Raw genomic sequence first — 21,074 nt, forward strand, 5'->3', positions numbered from 1 at the left:
AGTGCTACAGTTTCATTAGTATGTCCAAAATAAAAAACTATATATCGAAAAGAGCTGTAGACCGATTAGGTTCCACAGCTCTTTTTGGTTTACTCTTCTTCTTATCCAATCCGCGCAAGCATCGTTTTACTAAATTCTAATTCATTCATTTTTTCTAAAACCAATACTGGATCATATTCCCAGCTTGCTTCTTCTAACATCAACTCCACAGGAGCATCAGATAGAATGGTTGCTAATTTTTGACTTAGATATACTTGTTCTTTATTCTCTGTCAATTTGGCTCGCATTTTAGGTGTTAGCGAATCTACATTAGCATACAGATTATCTAGGGTACCATGCTCTGTTATTAATTTCACTGCTGTTTTTTCCCCAATGCCAGGACAACCGGGGATACAATCAGAGGTATCTCCTTGCAGGGCTTTTACATCAATAACCTGAGCAGATGTAATACCTTTTTGTTCGAGTAAGGACTGCGGGCAGTAATGCTCATGTTTCCCGCCGTTTTTCAAAATTTTAACATGTACCTGATCACAGACAAGCTGCAGGCTGTCATAGTCACCCGAGCATATGATTACTTCATGACCTTCTTCAGCAAATCGTTTGGATAACGTACCTAAGATATCGTCCCCTTCATAACCTGACAAGCCTACATTAGGTATAGAGAAAGCCTGGGTAACCTCCTTCACCAGCGAGAACTGAGGAATTAACTCGGCAGGTGGTTCGACTCGATTCGATTTATACCCATCGTACCATTGACTACGCAATAAGGACTCGCGTGAAGCAACATCCCAAGCAACGATCAAATGAGTTGGTTGAATGAGGTCTGCATAATCAAGCATCATTTTGGTAAAACCATAGACAGCATTTGTGTACAAGCCGCTTTTGGTTTGACGAATACTGCCTGTCCATGAGGAGGCATAAAATGCACGGAAAAGAAAGCTCATGCCATCCAATAGTAAAATTTTATTCTTCAAAGCAAATAACTCCTCCCATAATAAACGCCAACTGTCTCTGTTTCGCTATTATAGCATGAAAGGCGGGGATTGGCTGATTTCTAGAAAATAGTAAAAAAAAGCAGGAATGAAAAAAATGAAATGATACATCATATAGATACACCTCCATAAACAGTAAAGAAATAGCGTAGCCGTCAGCATTGAGCCTATCCAAAGTGGATCGGTTGAATGCTGAAGGCCACATTAGCCTCAGCAAAAATCCAAATAGAATGGAGATGAAAGGTTATGGCAGCTAACAACAATTCTAGCAACAACCTTTTAGTTCCTCAAGCTAACCAAGCTCTTGACCAATTGAAATACGAAATCGCTACTGAATTCGGCGTACAATTGGGACCAGACACTACTTCTCGCCAAAACGGATCTGTTGGTGGAGAAATCACGAAGCGCCTTGTTTCTTTCGCTGAGCAACAACTAGCTCGCTAATTAAACAACAGCATACGTGGATGATGAGGGATGAAACCCCCTCATACGAAAAGGAGGGTCGGTTGCTTTAAGCACCGATCCTCCTTTACTTTTTGCAGAGATGTTAGGAAGAAAGATGAATCGTTTTAATATGCTGTACATTCCAATTGGTTCGATCACCCGTCATATTGATAAGTTCTAACAGATTGTATTCTAAACGGCTAACTATTCCAATCTTGTGAGGATCATCACCTGTATCAAGGATAATAAGTTCTCCTTCCAGCCGTTTCATCTGTTCTTCAAAAGAACGAGAAAGCGGAATTTGAGATGCTTTAATTTGTAGATGATGATTACTAAGAGAGAAGGGGGTAAAGCTTCGGCAATAGGGGATCAGCCATTTTACATGATGGAGGGAAATAAACATAGTCTTAAAGACCGGGGAATAGAACACTAGATAATTGTTTAGTATAGTCGTCACATATCCGTGCAAAGAGTGTGAACCTGTTACATTAATTTCTAGAAACAAGCCCTTCGCTTTGTTCAGAATATTGCGATAAGATAAAGCTTCTTTATTTAAAAGAATTGGACTTTCTTGTAGCTCAAAGGTATTGACTAGATCAGAGCTTATCTGTTTGATTGATTTTACATGAATCCAGGGTACATAGATGTAACGTGTACCTTCATATAGAACGAGGATATCAATCCCCTGATCCATCACTTGGCCTACTACGTTATTATTCTCAGATAATGTTACTTCAACAAACTGATTTAAAAAAGGAGAGATGGGTTCCAAGAGGAGTTTCCTCCTTTCCTAGGAGAACGGGAAAGTAACATCTATCTGTTCCATTTTGGATAAGACATACCTGGCAATTTTATGGTAACCGATTGGAGCGAATTTCCTCTTTGATTGAAAGGATATGGTGTTTTTAACGAAATTTGATGCTTTGAGGGCTTCTTTTTTGGATGAATTCTTACTGCAGGCGGTGTGGAGAAGTACTTTTGTTTCTGTCTATCGCGTTTTTTAACACGCAGACAGAAAACTTCTCGATTACCTACATGTCTAGCATTCTGATTAGCAGGGGAGACAGTGTCAGATGAAGAAGATGATGATGAAGATGATGATGAAGATGATGATGAAGATGATGATGTTGTTGTTGTTAAACTAGCAATAGTTGCTTTTGAAATCCAGACGAGTTCTTTATTATGGACTAAGGCAATTTGATTTTGATCAGCTTCGGTCAAAATTCCTGAGATGGGTTCATAACTAGGAAAATGAACGTGAACGAATGTATTTCGTAATTTGTCTAATAAAGCGGAGAAATTAGGTGCATCATGAAGTTGATATAAAGGGCTTTTCGTTCTAATTTTGGAATGAGTTCCATTCTTTTGAGAACGCCCATGTGTTTTGTCTAGAATACCAATGCACTTGATTTCACTTAGCTGATAATATACAAATGTCCCTTTTTCGGTTTGCAGGGCAACATAGTCAGTGCCAGCGAAACGAAGTAATCCCGTGTATGAATCTTTCCCAGTTCGATTAATTCGTACTCTTTTATTAACTAGCGATTTTAATAGCTGTTCGTATGATTCAGCTTCGATAACCTCCTGAGGGATTCCTTTTTTAATTTCAAAAGGCGGGTTTCGAAAATCCTCTTCAATACTAGTGAGCGGCGGCAAATAATAATACAAGACTTGGCTATCTTCTGTTAATTGAACGAGGTAGTTTGATTTGGTAGCCAGTAGGATTCCACGTATTGTTTCAGCTCTACCTCTATAGAGGCGCACAGTCTTGCCGACCAGAGACTGTAAAGTGGTGATATCGAACATGTTATACATAGCCCCTTTCATTTGACCAATCAGGATATTTACAATGCATGTATATGTATCCCCTGACATTCTTGCTGTAAACAAGAGCCCTTTTCTGGAATAATTCCACATTTGCCCTAGATTTTAGCCCTTTCTTGTTGCACTGGTTATTCACACAAACGGCAAGAGCGGACTAGTCATATGTTAGTAGGGAAATCATGTGCTTTTCAATCATGCACAGGAGAGGGGAAATAGTCAGTGAAAAAAAGTACCGCGAAACGAATTTTGCGTGATTATCCTGAATTTGAAGCGTGGCTAAAGCAACAGCCAACACGTGTTGCCAGAGTGTTAAGCAATCCTGCGACGATGGATAAATATTTAGAGCAATGGGAAAAAGAAAAAAAGAGACAACAGCGAACCTCTCTCGCATCCCTTGTTAATTTACAAAGTATTTCCGAAAAGACACGTAAAGTAAATGAGAAGCTGACCAGTTTGCAAAGTATTTTAGACGTTATTTCAGATAACAAAAAAATATAAGTGAATAATTTGTGGATTTTGTGGGGTGGTGGTGAGGAAGCCAACCCTTTTTTCTTTTATTCTGCTATACTAGAAAAGTAAGATATTTATTCTAAACGGGCAATCGACCTAGACATCTGAGGAGGAATTTGACATGAGCTTTAGCGATAAATTATCTGGGGTAATACATACGATACCAGCAATAGATATGGTAGCAGCCGAGCAAGCAAAAAAAGAACTAAAACGTTTGACTAAACCTGTTGGAAGTCTAGGTGTTTTAGAAGATATAGTTGTTCAGTTAGCAGGTATTACAGGACAAGCTAAACCGCGTATCGGGCGTAAGGATGTCGTGGTCATGTGTGGTGATCATGGTATTGTGGACGAGGGTGTAAGCGCATTCCCTCAGGAAGTAACTCAACTCATGATGGTTAACTTCATCAATGCTGGAGCAGCAGTAAACGTGTTAGCTAGACAAGTGGGTGCCGAGGTAACAGTAGTTGACATTGGCTCTAAAGCACCCGAAGTACCTGAGAATGTAATCAATAAGAAAGTGAAAGCAGGAACAAACAACTTTGCTAAAGGCCCAGCAATGAGTAGAGAAGAAGCTGCACAAGCGATCTTGGTTGGAATTGAAACAGCGCAGGAACTGGCGAAAAAGGGTAGTAATGTCATCGCTCTGGGTGAGATGGGAATCGGAAATACAACGCCTAGCGCGGCGCTTACCAGTGTATTATTAGGCCGTCCGCTGGAAGAAGGTCTGGTAGGACGAGGTTCGGGTATAAATGACAAATCTCTTTTAATCAAACGTGAAGCAATTCAACGCGGGATTGAGGTAAATAAGCCTCAGGCAGACGATGCGTTGGATGTACTTGCTAAGGTAGGTGGCTTAGAGATTGCCGGGATGGCTGGGGTAACGCTTGGTGCTGCTCTTTCTCGCATTCCTGTACTATTAGATGGGGTGATTGCTTCTGCGGCGGCATTGGTAGCTGCACGTCTTCAACCAGCAATTATTCCTTATCTTATGGCCACTCATTTATCAGTGGAACCTGCCCATCAATATATTCTGGAAGACTTAGGAATTCGTCCATCTCTTCACTTAAATATGCGTTTAGGGGAAGGAACTGGAGCTACATTATTTATGCCAATGATGGATTCTGCTTGTCGTGTACTGCAAGAAATGGCTACCTTCTCTGATTTAGGTCTACCTGATTCAGAGTAATTGATCTAAAGATCGTTCAACTGAGATTAGGTGAGGCATTAAAGAAGAGGAGCATGATTATGATAGAGCGTTTTGGACATGGTGGCGACATATGGACGGCTGCAGAATCCTTTGGGCTAGAGGCGGATCGTATTCTTGATTATAGTTCAAATATTAATCCATTTGGACCTCCTGAGCAGCTTTTTTCAATATTGAATCAAGCGCTACCACAGGTCCTTCGATATCCTGATCCTACATGCCGTAATCTTCGCAAAGCGTTAGCAAGTTCGCTTGGATCTCATATACAACCGGAAAATATTTTGGTAGGGAATGGAGCTGCTGAGTGCTTGCACTTGGCGGTTTCTGCTCTCAAGCCACGGATTGTAGGGATTATTTGTCCCTCTTTCTCGGAATATGAAGCGATTGCCAAGCAAGCTGACTGTGAGATTCGCATGTTATTTACAACGAAAGAACAGCAGTTTTTACCTGATGTTGAGGAGCTATGCGGCTTTGTGCAACAGGTGGATATGCTGTTTATTGGACATCCTAACAATCCAACGGGGAATTTTTTACCACGTAACGAATTACTTAAGGTGGCTGTTGCTTGTGAACAACACAATACCTACCTTTGTGTGGACGAAGCATTTCTGGATTTTGTAAATCATACTGAGGAGCATTCTTTAGTAACTGACTTACACAAGCTTCCCCATGTGCTTTTATTTCGCTCTATGACTAAAATGTACGCGATTGCAGGGCTGCGACTCGGTTACGTCATTGGGCAAGAGCAAGTGATCGAATGTCTAAAAGCTAAACAAATCTCGTGGAGTGTGAACCATTTGGCCCAAGTGGCAGGTGAATTCTTACTTCAGCAGCATGATTACGTACTGCGAACACAGGAATATGTTGCTGCGCAAAGAGAGAGCTTGCTAAAATCTCTTGAAGCACTACAGGGGGTTACAACTTTTAGGAGCGAAACCAATTACTTATTAGTTCATATAGACTCTACTCCATCTCATCTTCTTCAGGAAGAGATGGCGAAAAGAGGCATCTTAATTCGAAATTGTAGTATGTATCCAGGTTTAGGTGAAGGATATATACGACTTGCGATAAAAACACAGGAAGAGAATGAACGAATGGTAAGCGTGTTCCGTGAATCCCTACAAATCCTGTCAACTAGGAGATAAAAGGAGCGAAGGTATCATGAGGATCATTCTTATTACAGGTGGCGTTCGATCGGGGAAAAGTGCTTTTGCTGAAAGGCTGGCCAAACAACAGAAGCAGGAGCATGGAGGAACCCTCGTGTATCTTGCAACAGGGCAAGCTTGGGATGAAGAGATGCAGAATCGGATTCATTTGCACAGGGAACGAAGAGTGAATAATTGGGAGACGGTGGAAGAGCCGTATGAATTAGAGTCAGCGGTCCGGACCATGGCTGAAGCCGATACGCATGAAGCAGCTTCAGAGTCATCGATTGTTTTATTGGACACATTCTCAGGCTGGATTGCGAACATATTAATGCAAATTCCTGAAGATCAACTAAGTAAGTCTACCATCCGGCAAGCTTGTCAACAAGAAGTCATCTCTTGTGTATCTGCTATGCGCTCCTTAGATCGGACATGGATAGTGGTAAGTGATGAAGTGGGATTAGGTGGGGTAGCGTTATCTAAATTAGGCAGGGCATTTCAGGATATTACTGGTTTTGCGAATCAGATCGTAGCACAATATGCTGATGAAGTATATCTAGTAGTGGCTGGTATCCCGATGAAGATCAAGGGGAGCGAGGCGAGTGACAAATGAATGCGTTTTGGAGCGCCTTAACCTTTCTTACGCGCATTCCGGTACGCTTTCAAGCGACAGAGCAGGATTGGTATCAAAGCGTAAAGTATTATCCTTATGTAGGAATGGTAATAGGAATTTTTTTAGCGGGAATCGCAGGAATTACGCAGTGGCTTTTTCCTGATATTCTCCTTTCACTTGTAGTGATAGCTTCTTGGGTCTATATCACTGGCGGTTTGCATTTAGATGGTTGGATGGATACCGCAGATGGGCTCGGTTCTGCTCGTTCACGTGAACGGATGCTAGAAATCATGAAAGACAGCCGAGTGGGAGCAATGGGAGTCCTTGCTTGTGTTCTTTTATTGGCAGTAAAGGTGGTGTCTCTATACTGGATCACAACTAGCGTACCTTTGCTGTCACTTATTTACTTATTGATTATCATTCCATTTGCAGCTCGTGTTTCTTTGCTTGGATGCGTTTATTTTTGGCCTTATTTGCATAAGGGAAAGGGATTGGCGTCTGGATTTAGAGAGCATGTGTGTATGAAGCACATTATCATTTCAATCGTTATCTCATGTCTTGTCGCTATCGTTTTAGTTGGATACCAATTAGCGATCATTTTTTTCGTACTCACGGTGGTCACGCACTATCTGTTTAACCGAATGATTGTCAAACAGCTGGGCGGCTTAACGGGCGATACCTATGGGGCACAAATTGAATGCATTGAAATGGTATTGCTTCTTGGGGCGGTCAGCTACCTGTATCACGGAGGTTTTGTCGGATGGTAAAAGTTATTTGGTTACGTCATGCTGTAACGGCTGAAAATCTGGCAAAACAATATATTGGACACTATGATGCACCTTTATCGAACAAAGGAGTGTCACAGGCGCAGCAGGTCGCAAAATTCTTAGCGAATCAACCGCTCACAGCTATTTTTTCAAGTGATTTAATGAGAGCAAAGGAAACAGCGGCGATCGTGGCAGAATTTCATCCAACGCTTCCGGTCCAAACCAGTAGTGACTTACGCGAGGTGTTTTTCGGTGAATGGGAAGGCTTGACGTACCAGGAGATCGAGCGAATGGATCGGGAGAGAATTTATCAATTTTATGATAACCCATGGAATGTTGCCCCTCCTGGCGGGGAGAAATTACTCGAATTACAAAAGCGGCTAGAGCAATTCGTAAATAAAGAAATCAGCCCTTATTGTACCCAGACAAAATGTTATTCGAGTGGTGCTGAAGAGAGGCTTCAGAAAGAACCAATTTTATTGGTGGTTACTCATGGTGGAATGCTGCGCTTGGTTTCTGCTCTTTTATTAGAAAATGATCCAGGTCGTTATTTTGATTCGTCCATTGGACATGGGCAATTTCTGGTTACGTGTTGTGGAGAAGACGGAGAGTGGGAAACATGCAATTTATAAAAGATTGGTATTTGGATGTAAACGAGAAACGGGTGCTTATTCACTATCCGAAAGGCTTTCGTGCCTGCTCTAGTGCTGTGTTTGGTGGTGGAATTAGCGAGGCGAAGTGGGTCCTAAACCAGTATGTGGGAAAGAGCTACTTATCAGATAATCCCGAGGAGGATATTAGAAGGTTTGTATTGCAAAATCAAGCCATACCTGAACAAACTATTGGATTGTTGACAGCAGCTTGTGTGGAGGATGTAGGAGTCTCTACGTTAAAGGGAGACGAATTTGAACTTTGTGCAATTGTGACAACCGGTGTCGGCAATGCAGCTAGAGCAGGTACCGTAGAACAGCGCTATAATGCCTATGCAGCAGGTACGATTAATACTGTCGTATTCATTGATGGGAATTTGACAGACGGGGCTCTTGTAAATGCTGTTATTACAGCAACAGAGGCCAAAACGATTGCATTGGCAGAAATGGGAATTAGCGATGGAGAGGGCAGGGGTGCGACAGGAACCACCACAGATGCTATTGTAGTAGCGGCTACATGTGACCAATCACATTATCAGTCCGTCCATCCCTATGCTGGAACTGCTACGAACTTGGGCCATGCAATCGCATGTGCAGTAAGGGATGCAACTCGCATGGCGCTTACCCATGAGCTAAATCGAAAAGAGCGTAGGAGTGCAGAATAATTATGGAAATAATGCTAGGAACTAGCTTGTTATGTGCCTATCTATTAGATCTCATTATTGGTGATCCACGTTGGATTCCACACCCCGTGATTGGCATGGGAAAAGTGATAAGCTGGTTGGATCGTCGTATTCGACCGGTATATCATTCCCTTGTCAACCGCGGGCGTTCGGCCTTTCTCTCAGGTCGATTGCTGGGTCTTTTGTTTCCAGTGATAGTCGTTGGCTTGGCTTTTTTTGTTCCCTATTATTTGCTAAAGGGGCTCGCTAGCATTCATCCGTGGCTGTCTTATATCGCCGAGGTTGTGTTGATTGCTACCACAATTGCTACGAAAGGACTGGCTCAGGCTGGGCAAAAGATTTATGCGGCTTTACAGAAGGGCGATCTAGGAGAAGCTCGATTTCAATTGTCCATGGTAGTAGGGCGTGATACAGAGCAGTTGGATGAGAAAGAAATTTCACGTGGCACTGTGGAAACAGTAGCGGAAAACATTGTGGATGCAGTAACCTCCCCCTTATTTTTTGCCATGCTAGGTGGGGCCCCGCTCGCTATGGCATATAGGGCGGTTAATACGCTAGATTCAATGGTAGGCTATAAAAATGAGAAATACTTACACCTTGGCTGGGCTTCCGCGCGGCTAGATGATATCTGTAACTATATTCCCGCTCGGATCACCTTTATCTTTTTAATCCTAGCAGCGTTCTTACTGGGAAAGGATTGGAAAGACGCCTGGAAAACAGGAATTCGTGATGCAAGCAAGCATCCAAGTCCAAATAGTGGCTGGAGTGAAGCGGCTGTTGCCGGTGCCCTACACATTCAACTAGGCGGAACCAATACCTATCAAGGGGTTGTTTCTCACCGTGCACTCATGGGGACACCAAAGGTGGAGCTTCAGGCAAAACATATTAAACAAACCATTCAGATTCTGTATGCAACCACTTTTTGCTATGCCTTATGCGCTTTCATTTTAAGAGGCTTGCTCTTATACTAAAAGAAGGATCGGTCCGAATAAGGTTGGAGTTTGCAGGATTTCGACACGAAAACGGCAGGATTTCTTGCTGCTACGTCGAAATACTATAAAAGAAATGCTAGACTATCGTGTCATCCGAGATTGATGGGGGTTCTTAACCTATGAGCGAAATTAAAAACATAAAAGCTCGCATACCCAAAAAAGTATTAAACCGACTCGTCACTATTTTAAATCCGTATGAGCAGGTTGTTGACGAATTAAAGCTAAAGGTAAAAGGAATAAAATATGGTTTTCTAAAAGGCGGACGCTACTCTCCAATTGAATTTGTAGTTGGGCGAGTCAAGAAAACAGATAGTCTAATACGAAAAGCCCTTCTTAGAGGCATTGATTTTGCCCAAGATGATTGGGAAAAAAGATTGTGTGAGGAAATTACCGACATCGCTGGTATCCGTGTCGTTTGTCGCTATATTGATGATGTGCGGGAAGTGCAGAATCTGTTGATGGAACGGGAAGATTTTGTGGTACATGACGTTAAAGACTATATTACCAATCCGAAAGAATCTGGCTATCGTAGTATTCATATGATTGGTGATTATACGGTGTATCATGGCAGTGAAAAGAAAATCTTGCCTTGTGAGGTACAAATCCGGACGTTGGGCATGAACTTTTGGGCAACAAATGAGCATGAATTACGCTATAAATATGACGGAAATATTCCTTCTGACGTATTAGAGCAACTGCATATTGCTTCAACTGTCACTAATCAGTTAGATGAGCTGATGAACAGTTTACGTCAGGAAATTATGACCCCGCCAGAGCTTGACACTGATATGGAAGAAAAATTGGAAGAAATCTTCTCACTTTATGTCAAACAAGATTTTGAATCTGCTGAAGCGTTATACAAGGAACACTTTATTGGGTATGAAGAAGCTTTTCTGGATAATCCAAAATTCCGTATGATCAATGAACTGTTAAGTAAACGGTTTGGAAAATAACAGATGTAGGTATAACAAAAAATAGCCTCAGTCTACGTGACGAGGCTATTTTACTATCAATAAAGCTTAGATTAATGTTTGTCGATAAGCTACTGGTTTGGTTTGGGTTAGACGAGCCGTTCAGGATTTAATAACTCATTGATTTCGCTTATTGTCAATTCGGTGTCTCTCGCAACGATTTCTCTGACCGTTTTATTCTCTTGATAAGCAGTCTTGGCGATTTTGGCGGCTTTCTCATAGCCAATTACAGGATTAAGGGATGTTGCAAGCGCCGTACTTTGCTCAACATAGTACTGACAACGCTCTGCATTAGCTTGTAGCCCCTCTATACATTTTGCACGGAATACTTCCATTGCGTTCGTCAAAATTTGAATGGAATGTAACAGATTATATGCAATAACTGGCATCATCACATTAATCTCCAATTGAGCACCCATCGTAGCGGCTGTGATTGTGGCATCGTTACCAATTACTTGGGCACAAACCATATACATCATCTCAGCCATCACAGGATTTACTTTGCCTGGCATAATAGATGATCCAGGCTGAACAGCAGGCAGGATCAGCTCGCCAAGTCCAGTGCGTGGCCCTGAGCCAAGTAAGCGTAAGTCGCTTGAGATTTTTAATAGATGAATCGCGAGCTCCTTAACAGCATGGCTTGCTTGAATCGCTCCTAAGGTGTTTTGCATAAAAGCGAACCGATCACGCGGCTTTTTAAACGGCAGGTCTGTTCGAAGCACAATCTCGCGTAATGTTCGATCAGCGTACTCAGGATGAGCGTTAATCCCGGTACCTACCGCATTTCCTCCGATACCAATCACGTATAGCTCCAACAGAGCATGTCGAATACTTTTTTCAGCCGTTACGAGTGCTGCTGCATAGCCACCAAATTCCTGCCCGAGTCGAATGGGAACAGCATCCTGTAAATGGGTTCGTCCTGATTTGATAATGGGATCGAATTGTCTGGCCTTCTGTTTTAGAGCGTAATGAAGTCGCTGAAGAGATGGCAGCAATTCTTTTTTTATCATCTCGACAGCACTAATATTGATGGCGACATGTATCGTGTCATTCGTTGATTGTGCCATATTCACATGATCGTTAGGATGGACAAGTGTGAAGTCTCCTTTTTGACCGCCTAATATTTCAATCGCGCGGTTTGCGATAACCTCATTAGCATTCATATTTTGAGAGGTACCCGCACCAGCTTGATAGACATCTACTACAAATTGATCGTCCCATTTGCCATTAATCACTTCTTCTGCGGCTGTTACAATAGCGCCAGAAATATGTTCGGGTAAATTCCCCACCTCTGTATTTGCAACAGCCGCAGAGGCCTTGATGATTCCTTGTGCTTTAATAAAGGCTCGTGGTAAACGAAGGCCGCTAATGGGGAAGTTATGGGTAGCGCGTGTGGTTTGCGCATCGTAATATACAGATCGTGGGATATATACCTCACCTAATGTGTCTTTGCTGATGCGTTCATCCATTTGTAACACCCTTTCCATAAAAAAATTATGTTAATAATGAAAAGCCAGAAATGCCGTCAATACAACATTTTTACCCATTTTCCCCAGCATTTTATCGATAGAATGTCCAAATTTGTACTTGTTCAATGCCTTTTCCATTTGATAGAGTGGTGAGGTAACTTGTTCGTAGAAAGGATTTTACAAGCATGAAAAAATGGATGAAAACGTTCTTGGCAATCGGTATTTCTCTAATTACGTTTGGAATTCAGCCAAGTTACGCTGCGCAGCCACCAGCCCTGCCGCTTGAAGAAATAAAAGGGGAAGGTGCTATTCTCATGGATGGCTCGTCAGGAACCGTGCTATTTGAGAAAAATCCCCAGCAGTATTTATTTCCTGCTAGTATTACCAAAATCGCCACCGCTATTTATGCTATTGAGAACGGAAATAGTAATGATATAGCGACCGTTTCTAATAAGGCGAGAACAGTAGAAGGTTCCCGGGTTTATCTAGCAGAGGGTGAACAAGTATCCATGCGGAATTTACTCTTTGGATTGATTTTAAATTCAGGTAATGATGCTGCCATTGTGATTGCCGAACATATGGCTGGTTCCACAGAAGCATTTGCTGAAAAAGTGAATGCCTATTTAAAAGAAAAAGTGGGAGTGAAACATACTCATTTTACAAATCCACATGGGTTGCATGATGAGAATCACTACACAACTGCTGCTGACATGGCTAAGATTGCGCAGTATGCTATGAAGAATCCCTTCTTACGTGAAATTGCGGGTACAAAACGTTATGAATGGCACCAAAAAGAATGGGATACCGTGCTGGTCAATCATAATAAAATGCTAACCACCTATGAGGGAACGACAGGTTTAAAAAATGGCTTCACGGATCAAGCACGAAATACTTTGGTGGTTACAGCTAAACGCGGTGATACAGAACTGATCGCCGTTACCATGAAGGCACCATCTAATGTGGTTAGCTATCAGGATGTCCACAAAATGCTCGATTTTGGCTTTGCAAATTATGAATCAAAAAAGATCGTAAATGCAGGACAGTATCTGGTGTATCAACCCCAGAATGATACAGAGAAAGCAGCAAACTTTTATACGGATAAGGATTTATTCATCACGGTTCCCAAACAGACTACATACGAACAAAAGCTACTTAGCAACGGGGACCTTGTATTGACTTTATCCAACGGAGAAGAGAGAAGGCTACATCTGCAACCTGAAGTACTCCCGACAGCAGTGTCTACTACAGAGGCGGGCGAGCAGGCTCCTACTCATAATCCAATTGCTCTTTATGGTGTTGTCGTATTCTGGGCGTTACTTAACTTGTTTTTCATCCTTTTCTTCATTCGTTTATTACGCGCGAAACGACGTACGAGGCGTACGAATAATGTGGTGCTGAGAAAACGAGCGAACTAAAAATAAGCCAGCTCTATGAGCGATAGATGCGACAGAACAACCGGACATGCCGGTTGTTCTTTTTTTGTGGAAAAAAGTTATAATAGAAAAATAAGTATGATTATTTAAAATATAAACAGATACATTGAAGAATGTAGGAGGGTACTATAATGAGAATGGAAACGTTTACTAGCAAGGGTATCGGCTTTTTAAATGAAGATACGTTGATTGTTCATCCAACCCTCCCTCTATTTGGTGTGGTTGATGGTGTTACTTCATTACATGGTTTCATGAATGATCGTAAACAGACCGGCGGATACTTGGCTTCAACAACCATTGCTCGTTATTTTACACAGATACATCGTCTTATTCCGTTACAAGAGCATATATCGACTGCTAATTTGCTCATACGCCTACATATGCAGGAGGCTGGAATTGATCTTTCTTCCAAACAGAATCTTTGGGGAGCCGCAGTTGGAATCGTGACAATCGAAAAGAACGGTATATCTTATGCTCAGACGGGAGATTGCATGATTTTTGCTGTATATGAAAATGACAATGTACGTATATTAACTCGTCCACAAGTGGAAGTTGTAGAAGAACGCACCTTGCAAAAATGGTGCGAGGGTATTGAGAATGGTTTACTATCTCGCACGGAATTAAGCCTATTCATTCGAGATTTGATGATTCAAAATCGTGAATTGCAAAATGAACCACATGGTTACGGCGTACTAAACGGAGAGAAACAAGCCATAGAATATGTGGAATATGGCAGAATAAATCGTGCGGGAGTAAAGCATGTGGTCATTATTACAGACGGATTGTTTTGGCCATTAGCCAATCAGGAAAAGCAGGATTGGTCAAGGATGGTTCATAAAATAATAGAGATGGGACTCGAAAACTATGCAAAAGCCTTAACAAAGCTAGAAGGAAGCGATCCAGAATGTGTGAAATACCCAAGATTTAAAACGTCTGATGACAAAACGGGTATTATTCTTACACTATAAGCGAAGATTGGTATAATAGGGGAATGAACCAAATGAAAAGGTGGTAATCAGCATGAAGTTATTTTTTCTCTCAGACATCCACGGTTCTTTGACCTATGCGAAAGCAGCCCTAGAAGCATTTGAACGTGAGCAAGCAACCCATATCATCCTAGTAGGAGATGTGATGTATCATGGACCACGCAATGCTTTGCCAGATGGATACAATCCGTCAGAAGTAGCCAATCTGCTAAATAGGTATGCTGACAGCATTGTAGCTGTGCGTGGAAATTGTGATTCAGAAGTAGATCAAATGCTTCTTCATTTCCCGATTATGAGTGATTCTCATACAATAGTTATGGATAAACGGCGTATTTTTGTGACACATGGACATATTTATCATGAGGATCATCATCCAGCATTATCTGCTGGAGATGTGTTAATTCATGGTCACACACATATCCCGGTGGCCAAGAAAAAAGGAGATCTGTTTATACTAAATCCTGGTTCTGTAGCTATTCCTAAAGAGAATCATCCGCATACATATGGAGTGATTGAGGGGGATCAGTTCTGGATTAAAAGGTTGAATGGAGAAGTGTATATGGAGACTTCACTTATCTAGCACTGATTTGAAAATGAATACTACTATTGACATATCGGAAAATATCGATATAATCAACGTTATGGATTATGTTATGATTTTTAAAGCTTTATCAAATGAAACCAGATTGCAAATGTTACATTGGTTAAAGGAGCCAGAGCTGCACTTTCCGCCATCTTCCTGTAACTACGAGAATTTTCCAGGGGGAATCTGTGTAGGACAAATTCAAGAAAAAGCAGGTCTTTCTCAATCAACCACGTCACAATACCTAGCGATTATGCAACGGGCGGGGTTATTAGAAGCTAGACGCTTTGGCCAATGGACGTACTACCGCAGAAATGAAGAAATGCTGCATAAGCTGGCTACATACTTCCGAGAGGAGTTGTAAAAGAAGAGTGGAACACCGTTTCATTTTTCTTTTTTTAAGCCAATATCGAAAATTTCCGATATACCGATTTAGATTACTGTCGCGATTTCACATGAAGCATTTGCAAAAGGAGAGACCCATGAAAATTAGTGTACTGGATCAATCGTATGTAATAGAGGGTGGAACCCCAGAGCTAGCTTTGGAGCAAACGACTGAGCTAGCGCAGTACGTAGATGAAATTGGGTATCACAGGTATTGGGTGTCTGAGCATCATCATTCCGAAGCACTGGCTGGTTCTTCACCAGAAGTTCTTATCGCTTATTTAGCGGCAAAAACAAAAAGAATCCGTGTCGGGTCGGGGGGTGTAATGCTTCCTCATTACAGTGCATATAAAGTGGCGGAAAATTTTAATGTTTTAAGTGCTTTGGCTCCAGGTCGTATTGACGTAGGAATTGGCCGTGCGCCAGGGGGAATGCCGCTTTCAACTAGAGCCCTACAGGATTTACAGGCGCGCGATATTGATACCTTTCCAGAGCAAGTCCAGCATCTGACTAGCTATATTGATGACAAATGGAGTGAAAAGCAGCCTTTTCCAGGATTGAAAGCTACCCCAGTCCCATCGCATAAGCCTGAAATCTGGATGCTTGGATCTAGTGACAATAGTGGAATTGTAGCTGGACAATTGGGATTGCCATATGCATTTGCACATTTTATCAATTCCCAGCCAGGGGCGATGGATCAAGCTATCAGCCATTATCTACGTACGTTTACTGCATCATCACGTCTTCTGCAACCGAAAGTACTTGCTGCCATGAAAATTATTATGGCGGATACGGATGAGGAGGCGAATGAACTCGCGTTAAGCGCGTTACATCTTACGCATTTATTGTATCGAGGGCGGTTGCAACCGCTTGCTAGTCCAAAGACGGTAAGCACCTATCCATATACAGCAAATGAATTAACTGAGTTAGAAGCGATGAAGCATTCTATTCTAATCGGATCTGTAAAAACCATTGCCCTCAAAATCAGAGCGCTACAAGAGCGATATCCGATTGAAGAATTGATGGCCGTTTCCCCTATTTATGATATAAATGCCCGTAAACGATCCTATGCTTTATTACAGCAGGCTATTGCTGAAGCCGATACGGGTAAACCATACCGCTAAAAAAACATTCAAATATATGTAAAAAAACAAAATCGAGGAGGAAGTAAGATGACTGTTAAATTATTTCAACCCTATCAATTAAAAGAGGTTACATTGAAAAATCGGATTGTCATGGCCCCTATGTGCATGTATTCTGTAACTGAAAAGGACGGAAAAGCTACTGACTTTCATATTACGCACTATACAACGCGCGCAGTTGGACAGGTAGGTCTTATAATTGTGGAAGCAACTGCTGTTGAAGAACAGGGACGGATTTCGGAATTTGACCTGGGAATATGGAATGATGACCACATAGCCGGATTACATAAAATTGTCGAGCAAGCACATCAGTACGGAGCTAAAATGGGAATTCAATTAGCCCATGCTGGGCGTAAAGCAGAGGTTCCTGGTTCCATCTATGGCCCATCTGCAATTGCATTTGATGAGAGCAGCCGTGTTCCAGAAGAAATGTCAGTTGAAAAAATCAAACAGACAATAGAAGCATTTAAGCAAGGTGCGGTGAGAGCTAAACAAGCGGGCTTTGATGTTCTTGAAATCCATGCGGCTCACGGGTATTTATTACATGAATTTTTATCCCCGCTCTCTAATCAACGAACAGACGAATACGGGGGCTCTCAGGAAAATAGATACCGCATGTTATCCGAAGTGATAGCAGAGGTGAAAAGTGTTTGGGAAGGGCCATTGATGGTACGTGTCTCCGCTACCGATTATACAGAAGGAGGCTTAACGATCGAGGATCACGTACAATTCGCAGTTTGGATGAAAGAGCAGGGCGTGGATCTCATTGACGTTAGCTCTGGTGCACTTGTACGGGCAGCTATTAATGTGTATCCAGGCTATCAAGTAAAGTTATCAGAACAGATCAAAGAAGAAGCGAACATCCCCACTGGTGCTGTAGGGTTAATTACCTCTCCGTTACAGGCTGAGGAGATTTTACAAAATAATCGTGCAGATATAATCATCTTAGGCCGCGAGCTGTTGCGAAATCCATATTGGGCTAGAGGTGCGGCAGATGAATTACAAGTAGAAATTGAGGCACCTAGACAGTATCAAAGGGGCTGGTAAGCTACAATTGTGACCACATCAATTTCTTACAAGATGTAAATAGATTAACCCTTTAGAAGCTAGTAATCCTTTTAGCATATAGGATACTAGCTTTTTTGTGTAAAATCATTCCTAAAAGGCCTATGCTACTTTAGAAATGTATAGAAAACCAGCAATTCGTTTGACCTTATAGATAAAATGTTATAAATTATAGTATATATATGAAATATATTTCTGATAATTTAAATAAAACCAAAATGATTTCATAAAGAGGGGTTACTATGCCAATTCCTAAGAATTACACTTCTTCTATTCGATTAACTGCGAAAGAAAAAGCTTTTCGTCAGCTACAAAGCTGGATTATCGATGGAACCTTAGAGCCAGGGGAGAAGCTATATGATGCTGAAATTGCAGAAGCGATCGGTGTGAGCAGGACTCCTGTGAGGGAAGCCTTTCAGCTACTTGAGGTCCAAGGCTTTATTGAAACATATCGAGGACGGGATACAAGAGTTACTACTGTTTCAAAGGAAGATGTACAGACAATGTATTTACCGCTTGCTTCACTTCAAGCATTAGCGGCCCAATTAGCTGCGACTGCAATTACAGAAGAGCAAATTGCTACATTAAACGAGATCAATGCCAGCTATAAACAGGCAATCTACGATAAAGATGTACCAAAAATTGTAGAAATGGATAGTCAATTTCATACATTTATTTTAGAAATTGTGGACAATCCCTATATCATAAATTTTACATCTGTTCTTCAGCTACATATTCAACGCTTAGAATATATCTTTTTTAAGCAACAGCACATTCCTAAGGAAGAATCTATTGATGAACATGAGAGAATCGTACAAGCCTTTGTCCAGAAAAATGGAAAATTAGCTGCAGAGATTATGGAACAAAATTGGCTGCGTCCTATGAAAGAAGTATATCAGCTGATGTAATGATATAAATAATTTTGAAGATGAACAGATCAGTGAGGAGACCATATGAAAACGGAACAGATTGTCATGTCGAGAAAATTCGGAGTTACCCTCGTACTAACAGGGGCTATGCTGTGGGGAATATCTGGGACTGTTGCTCAATATTTGTTTCAGCAACAAGGCTTCAGTCCTGAGTGGTTAGTCGTTATACGTCTTTTACTGTCGGGTATTATTCTATTAGCAGTTGCCTATAGAAAAGAGAAACAAAATATCTGGGGCATATGGAAAAACACCAAAGAGCGACTCAGCCTTATCTTGTTTGGTATTTTAGGAATGTTGGCTGTTCAATATACTTATTTTGCAGCTATTAAGCATGGAAATGCAGCAACAGCTACTATTCTTCAATATTTGGCCCCTGTGCTAATTACATGCTATGTGGCGATTCGTCTAAAAAGGCTACCCATGTTAAAAGAATTACTAGCTGTCGTTCTAGCTCTCTTAGGAACGTTCTTACTGGTTACACATGGAAGCATCAATAGCCTCTCTATTTCTGGCTTAGCATTATTCTGGGGGCTAGCCTCGGCGGTAGCATTGGCTTTCTATACATTACATCCACACAAGCTTCTTGCTAAATGGGGAGCAGCTATCGTTGTAGGCTGGGCGATGCTAATCGGAGGTATCGGCTTTAGTTTTGTTCATCCCCCTTGGAGGCTGGAGGGACAATGGTCGATGTCTTCCACTTTAGCCGTAATGTTTATTGTACTATTTGGAACACTGATTGCCTTTTACTGTTATTTGGAAAGTCTTAAGTACCTTAGTGCCCCCGAAACTAGTTTATTAGCTTGTGTCGAGCCTGTTTCTGCCGCCGTCCTATCAGTGATTTGGCTACAGATACCCTTTGGTTTAACGGATTGGTTGGGTACCCTGTGTATTCTTATTACCATTGCCATCCTATCCTTGGGCGGGCATAAGGAGACAGCTAAGACCAATTAGCTTCTCCAACTTATCGAAACGAAAAATAAATAAATAGAGCAATACAAGGAAAAGGCCGGTATCCCGATAGGGAATACTGGCTTCGTGTTTTTGTGAATAAGAAAGAAAAGCTGTTCTCTGTAGGGGCAAATTCCTGAATACCTCCATTTTTGACTCCACTAAGCTATAACACTGATGAACAGTTCATCTGATACGGCTATACAGCTAGGCTAATAGAGAAATCTCCACAAATAAAAGGTGGCATAGGCTTCCCAATTTGTCCATGTCGCAGAAAGCTTTACAATTTCTGCTTTCGTGGGCTTTTGTGGGGTGCCCTGAAGATATTTAATCGCATTGTGTAAACCTACATCATCTATTGGAAAAGCGGAGGGCATCCTCAGGCAACGCATTAAAACGTAATTAGCAGTCCATGGTCCAATGCCACGGATTTTGACAAGCATGTTTTCCGCTTTTTTATAATCTCCGCAGTTCCCTAATTGCTCTTTGGTTATTTTACCTTCCACCATAAGCTGAGCTACACCAATTAAATACTCACATTTTTTCCCTGTCATTTGTAATCGCTTCAAGTCTTCTATTGTCAGAGCGGCAATATCATGCGGGGAGGGGAATATCCAATACGTTTCATCATCACATTCAATGCTTCGGCCAAAGGCCTTCACCAGTCGTCTTTTCAGCGTATAAGCGAAGGGCAGATTGATTTGCTGCCCGATAATTCCCCAGCAGATTGCTTCGAACAGATCAGGAATTCCAATGTTTCGGAGACCACTAAAAGTAGTAACTGCTCTTTGTAGCAATGCATCTGATTTAGCCAAGTCGTAAAAAGGGCGCAAGTCTGTATCCAAATCAAACCAATCTCTTACATAACGGGCGACCTCGGCTCGTATCCATTTGCAGGATGGCATTGTAGTTCCTAGAAAACGAATGTGTAGCATGTTATCCTGATCCGAACGTATTTCTACTACAGGTGTTTCCGCTTCAATAGGAATAGCTCTGTAAATTCGGTGGTTTTTACAATAAAATAAGCATTCATTAGGCTCTTTGGACAAATATTTCATATTTTCGTTAAAGCTGAATTCCTTTGGCACGACCAGTGTTAGCTCACTTTGTTTATCCGTCCAAGCGCCTATAGGAAGAGTGGAACAGCATTTTCTACAAGGCCGGTATCCTGCCTGTTCAGCATTCGCCCGCGACTGAAATCGAATCGTGTTTTCTGGATGAAACTTTTCCGTACACCATGGGAAACAATATATCTTCTCTATTTTTTTACCAGTGAAATAAGGAGCATCCCACTTCGGATAACTTGTTGTTTTTTCCATAAAAAATCCTCCATTCCATGC

Annotated in this window: 23 protein-coding genes; 18 read left to right on the forward strand and 5 right to left on the reverse strand. The window is 41.7% G+C overall.

Annotation, left to right across the window (positions count from 1 at the left end; all coding sequences use genetic code 11):
• Positions 1-101: 101 nt before the first annotated feature.
• Positions 102-974, reverse strand: coding sequence for a 5'-3' exonuclease (locus BRLA_RS10570; protein WP_003337352.1), 873 nt, complete (start codon positions 972-974; stop codon positions 102-104).
• Positions 975-1,238: 264 nt separating this feature from the next.
• Between BRLA_RS10570 and BRLA_RS10575 the strand changes: the two genes are divergently transcribed.
• Positions 1,239-1,436 (forward strand): alpha/beta-type small acid-soluble spore protein, encoded by a 198-nt coding sequence (locus tag BRLA_RS10575; protein ID WP_003337354.1) that lies wholly within the window; start codon positions 1,239-1,241, stop codon positions 1,434-1,436.
• Positions 1,437-1,539: 103 nt separating this feature from the next.
• On the opposite strand, the gene BRLA_RS10580 is transcribed toward BRLA_RS10575, so the two are convergent.
• A complete protein-coding gene (locus BRLA_RS10580) occupies positions 1,540-2,208 on the reverse strand; it encodes a hypothetical protein (RefSeq protein ID WP_041752104.1) in 669 nt (222 codons plus the stop codon).
• 41 nt (positions 2,209-2,249) lie between these two features.
• Positions 2,250-3,242: a hypothetical protein gene (locus BRLA_RS10585; RefSeq protein WP_003337356.1), complete on the reverse strand. Its 993-nt coding sequence runs from the start codon at positions 3,240-3,242 to the stop codon at positions 2,250-2,252.
• Positions 3,243-3,479: 237 nt separating this feature from the next.
• Here BRLA_RS10585 and BRLA_RS10590 point away from each other — a divergent pair, with 237 nt between their 5' ends.
• The 9 genes from BRLA_RS10590 to BRLA_RS10630 all read left to right on the forward strand — a co-directional run bounded on the left by BRLA_RS10590 (position 3,480) and on the right by BRLA_RS10630 (position 10,777).
• Positions 3,480-3,758, forward strand: coding sequence for a hypothetical protein (locus tag BRLA_RS10590; RefSeq protein WP_003337357.1), 279 nt, complete (start codon positions 3,480-3,482; stop codon positions 3,756-3,758).
• Positions 3,759-3,891: 133 nt separating this feature from the next.
• Positions 3,892-4,956, forward strand: coding sequence for a nicotinate-nucleotide--dimethylbenzimidazole phosphoribosyltransferase (gene cobT / locus BRLA_RS10595; protein ID WP_003337358.1), 1,065 nt, complete (start codon positions 3,892-3,894; stop codon positions 4,954-4,956).
• A gap of 59 nt (positions 4,957-5,015) precedes the next feature.
• Positions 5,016-6,119 (forward strand): threonine-phosphate decarboxylase CobD, encoded by a 1,104-nt coding sequence (gene cobD, locus BRLA_RS10600; protein WP_003337359.1) that lies wholly within the window; start codon positions 5,016-5,018, stop codon positions 6,117-6,119.
• A gap of 16 nt (positions 6,120-6,135) precedes the next feature.
• Entirely contained in the window at positions 6,136-6,732 is a 597-nt protein-coding gene (gene cobU, locus BRLA_RS10605; protein ID WP_003337360.1) for a bifunctional adenosylcobinamide kinase/adenosylcobinamide-phosphate guanylyltransferase, read from the forward strand.
• Positions 6,729-7,499: an adenosylcobinamide-GDP ribazoletransferase gene (gene cobS / locus BRLA_RS10610; protein WP_003337361.1), complete on the forward strand. Its 771-nt coding sequence runs from the start codon at positions 6,729-6,731 to the stop codon at positions 7,497-7,499. The genes cobU and cobS overlap by 4 nt, the downstream gene beginning before the upstream one ends.
• On the forward strand, positions 7,493-8,131 hold the full coding sequence (locus BRLA_RS10615; protein WP_003337362.1) for a histidine phosphatase family protein: 639 nt from the start codon (positions 7,493-7,495) through the stop codon (positions 8,129-8,131). Before cobS ends, BRLA_RS10615 begins: the two co-directional genes overlap by 7 nt.
• Positions 8,119-8,814, forward strand: a complete 696-nt coding sequence (locus BRLA_RS10620; protein WP_003337363.1) for an adenosylcobinamide amidohydrolase — start codon at positions 8,119-8,121, stop codon at positions 8,812-8,814. The genes BRLA_RS10615 and BRLA_RS10620 overlap by 13 nt, the downstream gene beginning before the upstream one ends.
• A 2-nt stretch (positions 8,815-8,816) precedes the next feature.
• On the forward strand, positions 8,817-9,803 hold the full coding sequence (gene cbiB / locus BRLA_RS10625) for an adenosylcobinamide-phosphate synthase CbiB (RefSeq protein WP_003337364.1): 987 nt from the start codon (positions 8,817-8,819) through the stop codon (positions 9,801-9,803).
• Positions 9,804-9,943: 140 nt separating this feature from the next.
• Positions 9,944-10,777, forward strand: coding sequence for a GTP pyrophosphokinase (locus tag BRLA_RS10630; protein ID WP_003337365.1), 834 nt, complete (start codon positions 9,944-9,946; stop codon positions 10,775-10,777).
• A gap of 107 nt (positions 10,778-10,884) precedes the next feature.
• Here the strand turns inward: BRLA_RS10630 and BRLA_RS10635 are convergent, their stop codons facing one another.
• Complete coding sequence (locus tag BRLA_RS10635; protein WP_003337366.1) at positions 10,885-12,264, reverse strand: class II fumarate hydratase; 1,380 nt, start codon at positions 12,262-12,264, stop codon at positions 10,885-10,887.
• Positions 12,265-12,449: 185 nt separating this feature from the next.
• Between BRLA_RS10635 and BRLA_RS10640 the strand changes: the two genes are divergently transcribed.
• The 8 genes from BRLA_RS10640 to BRLA_RS10675 all read left to right on the forward strand — a co-directional run bounded on the left by BRLA_RS10640 (position 12,450) and on the right by BRLA_RS10675 (position 19,737).
• Positions 12,450-13,679 (forward strand): D-alanyl-D-alanine carboxypeptidase family protein, encoded by a 1,230-nt coding sequence (locus BRLA_RS10640; RefSeq protein ID WP_003337368.1) that lies wholly within the window; start codon positions 12,450-12,452, stop codon positions 13,677-13,679.
• Between the two features lie 149 nt (positions 13,680-13,828).
• On the forward strand, positions 13,829-14,665 hold the full coding sequence (locus BRLA_RS10645) for a protein phosphatase 2C domain-containing protein (protein WP_003337369.1): 837 nt from the start codon (positions 13,829-13,831) through the stop codon (positions 14,663-14,665).
• 52 nt (positions 14,666-14,717) lie between these two features.
• Positions 14,718-15,263 (forward strand): phosphodiesterase, encoded by a 546-nt coding sequence (gene yfcE / locus BRLA_RS10650; RefSeq protein WP_003337370.1) that lies wholly within the window; start codon positions 14,718-14,720, stop codon positions 15,261-15,263.
• A 61-nt stretch (positions 15,264-15,324) separates the two neighbouring features.
• A complete protein-coding gene (locus BRLA_RS10655) occupies positions 15,325-15,630 on the forward strand; it encodes an ArsR/SmtB family transcription factor (protein WP_003337371.1) in 306 nt (101 codons plus the stop codon).
• Between the two features lie 118 nt (positions 15,631-15,748).
• Positions 15,749-16,774: an LLM class flavin-dependent oxidoreductase gene (locus tag BRLA_RS10660; protein ID WP_003337372.1), complete on the forward strand. Its 1,026-nt coding sequence runs from the start codon at positions 15,749-15,751 to the stop codon at positions 16,772-16,774.
• A 48-nt stretch (positions 16,775-16,822) separates the two neighbouring features.
• Positions 16,823-17,839, forward strand: a complete 1,017-nt coding sequence (namA, locus tag BRLA_RS10665; protein ID WP_003337373.1) for an NADPH dehydrogenase NamA — start codon at positions 16,823-16,825, stop codon at positions 17,837-17,839.
• Between the two features lie 260 nt (positions 17,840-18,099).
• Complete coding sequence (locus tag BRLA_RS10670; protein ID WP_003337374.1) at positions 18,100-18,765, forward strand: GntR family transcriptional regulator; 666 nt, start codon at positions 18,100-18,102, stop codon at positions 18,763-18,765.
• Positions 18,766-18,810: 45 nt separating this feature from the next.
• A complete protein-coding gene (locus tag BRLA_RS10675; RefSeq protein ID WP_003337375.1) occupies positions 18,811-19,737 on the forward strand; it encodes a DMT family transporter in 927 nt (308 codons plus the stop codon).
• Positions 19,738-19,946: 209 nt separating this feature from the next.
• On the opposite strand, the gene BRLA_RS10680 is transcribed toward BRLA_RS10675, so the two are convergent.
• Positions 19,947-21,053, reverse strand: a complete 1,107-nt coding sequence (locus tag BRLA_RS10680) for an Ada metal-binding domain-containing protein (RefSeq protein ID WP_003337376.1) — start codon at positions 21,051-21,053, stop codon at positions 19,947-19,949.
• Positions 21,054-21,074: the final 21 nt, after the last annotated feature.

Origin of the sequence: Brevibacillus laterosporus LMG 15441, from assembly GCF_000219535.2 — a bacterium.
GTDB classification, from domain to species: domain Bacteria; phylum Bacillota; class Bacilli; order Brevibacillales; family Brevibacillaceae; genus Brevibacillus_B; species Brevibacillus_B halotolerans.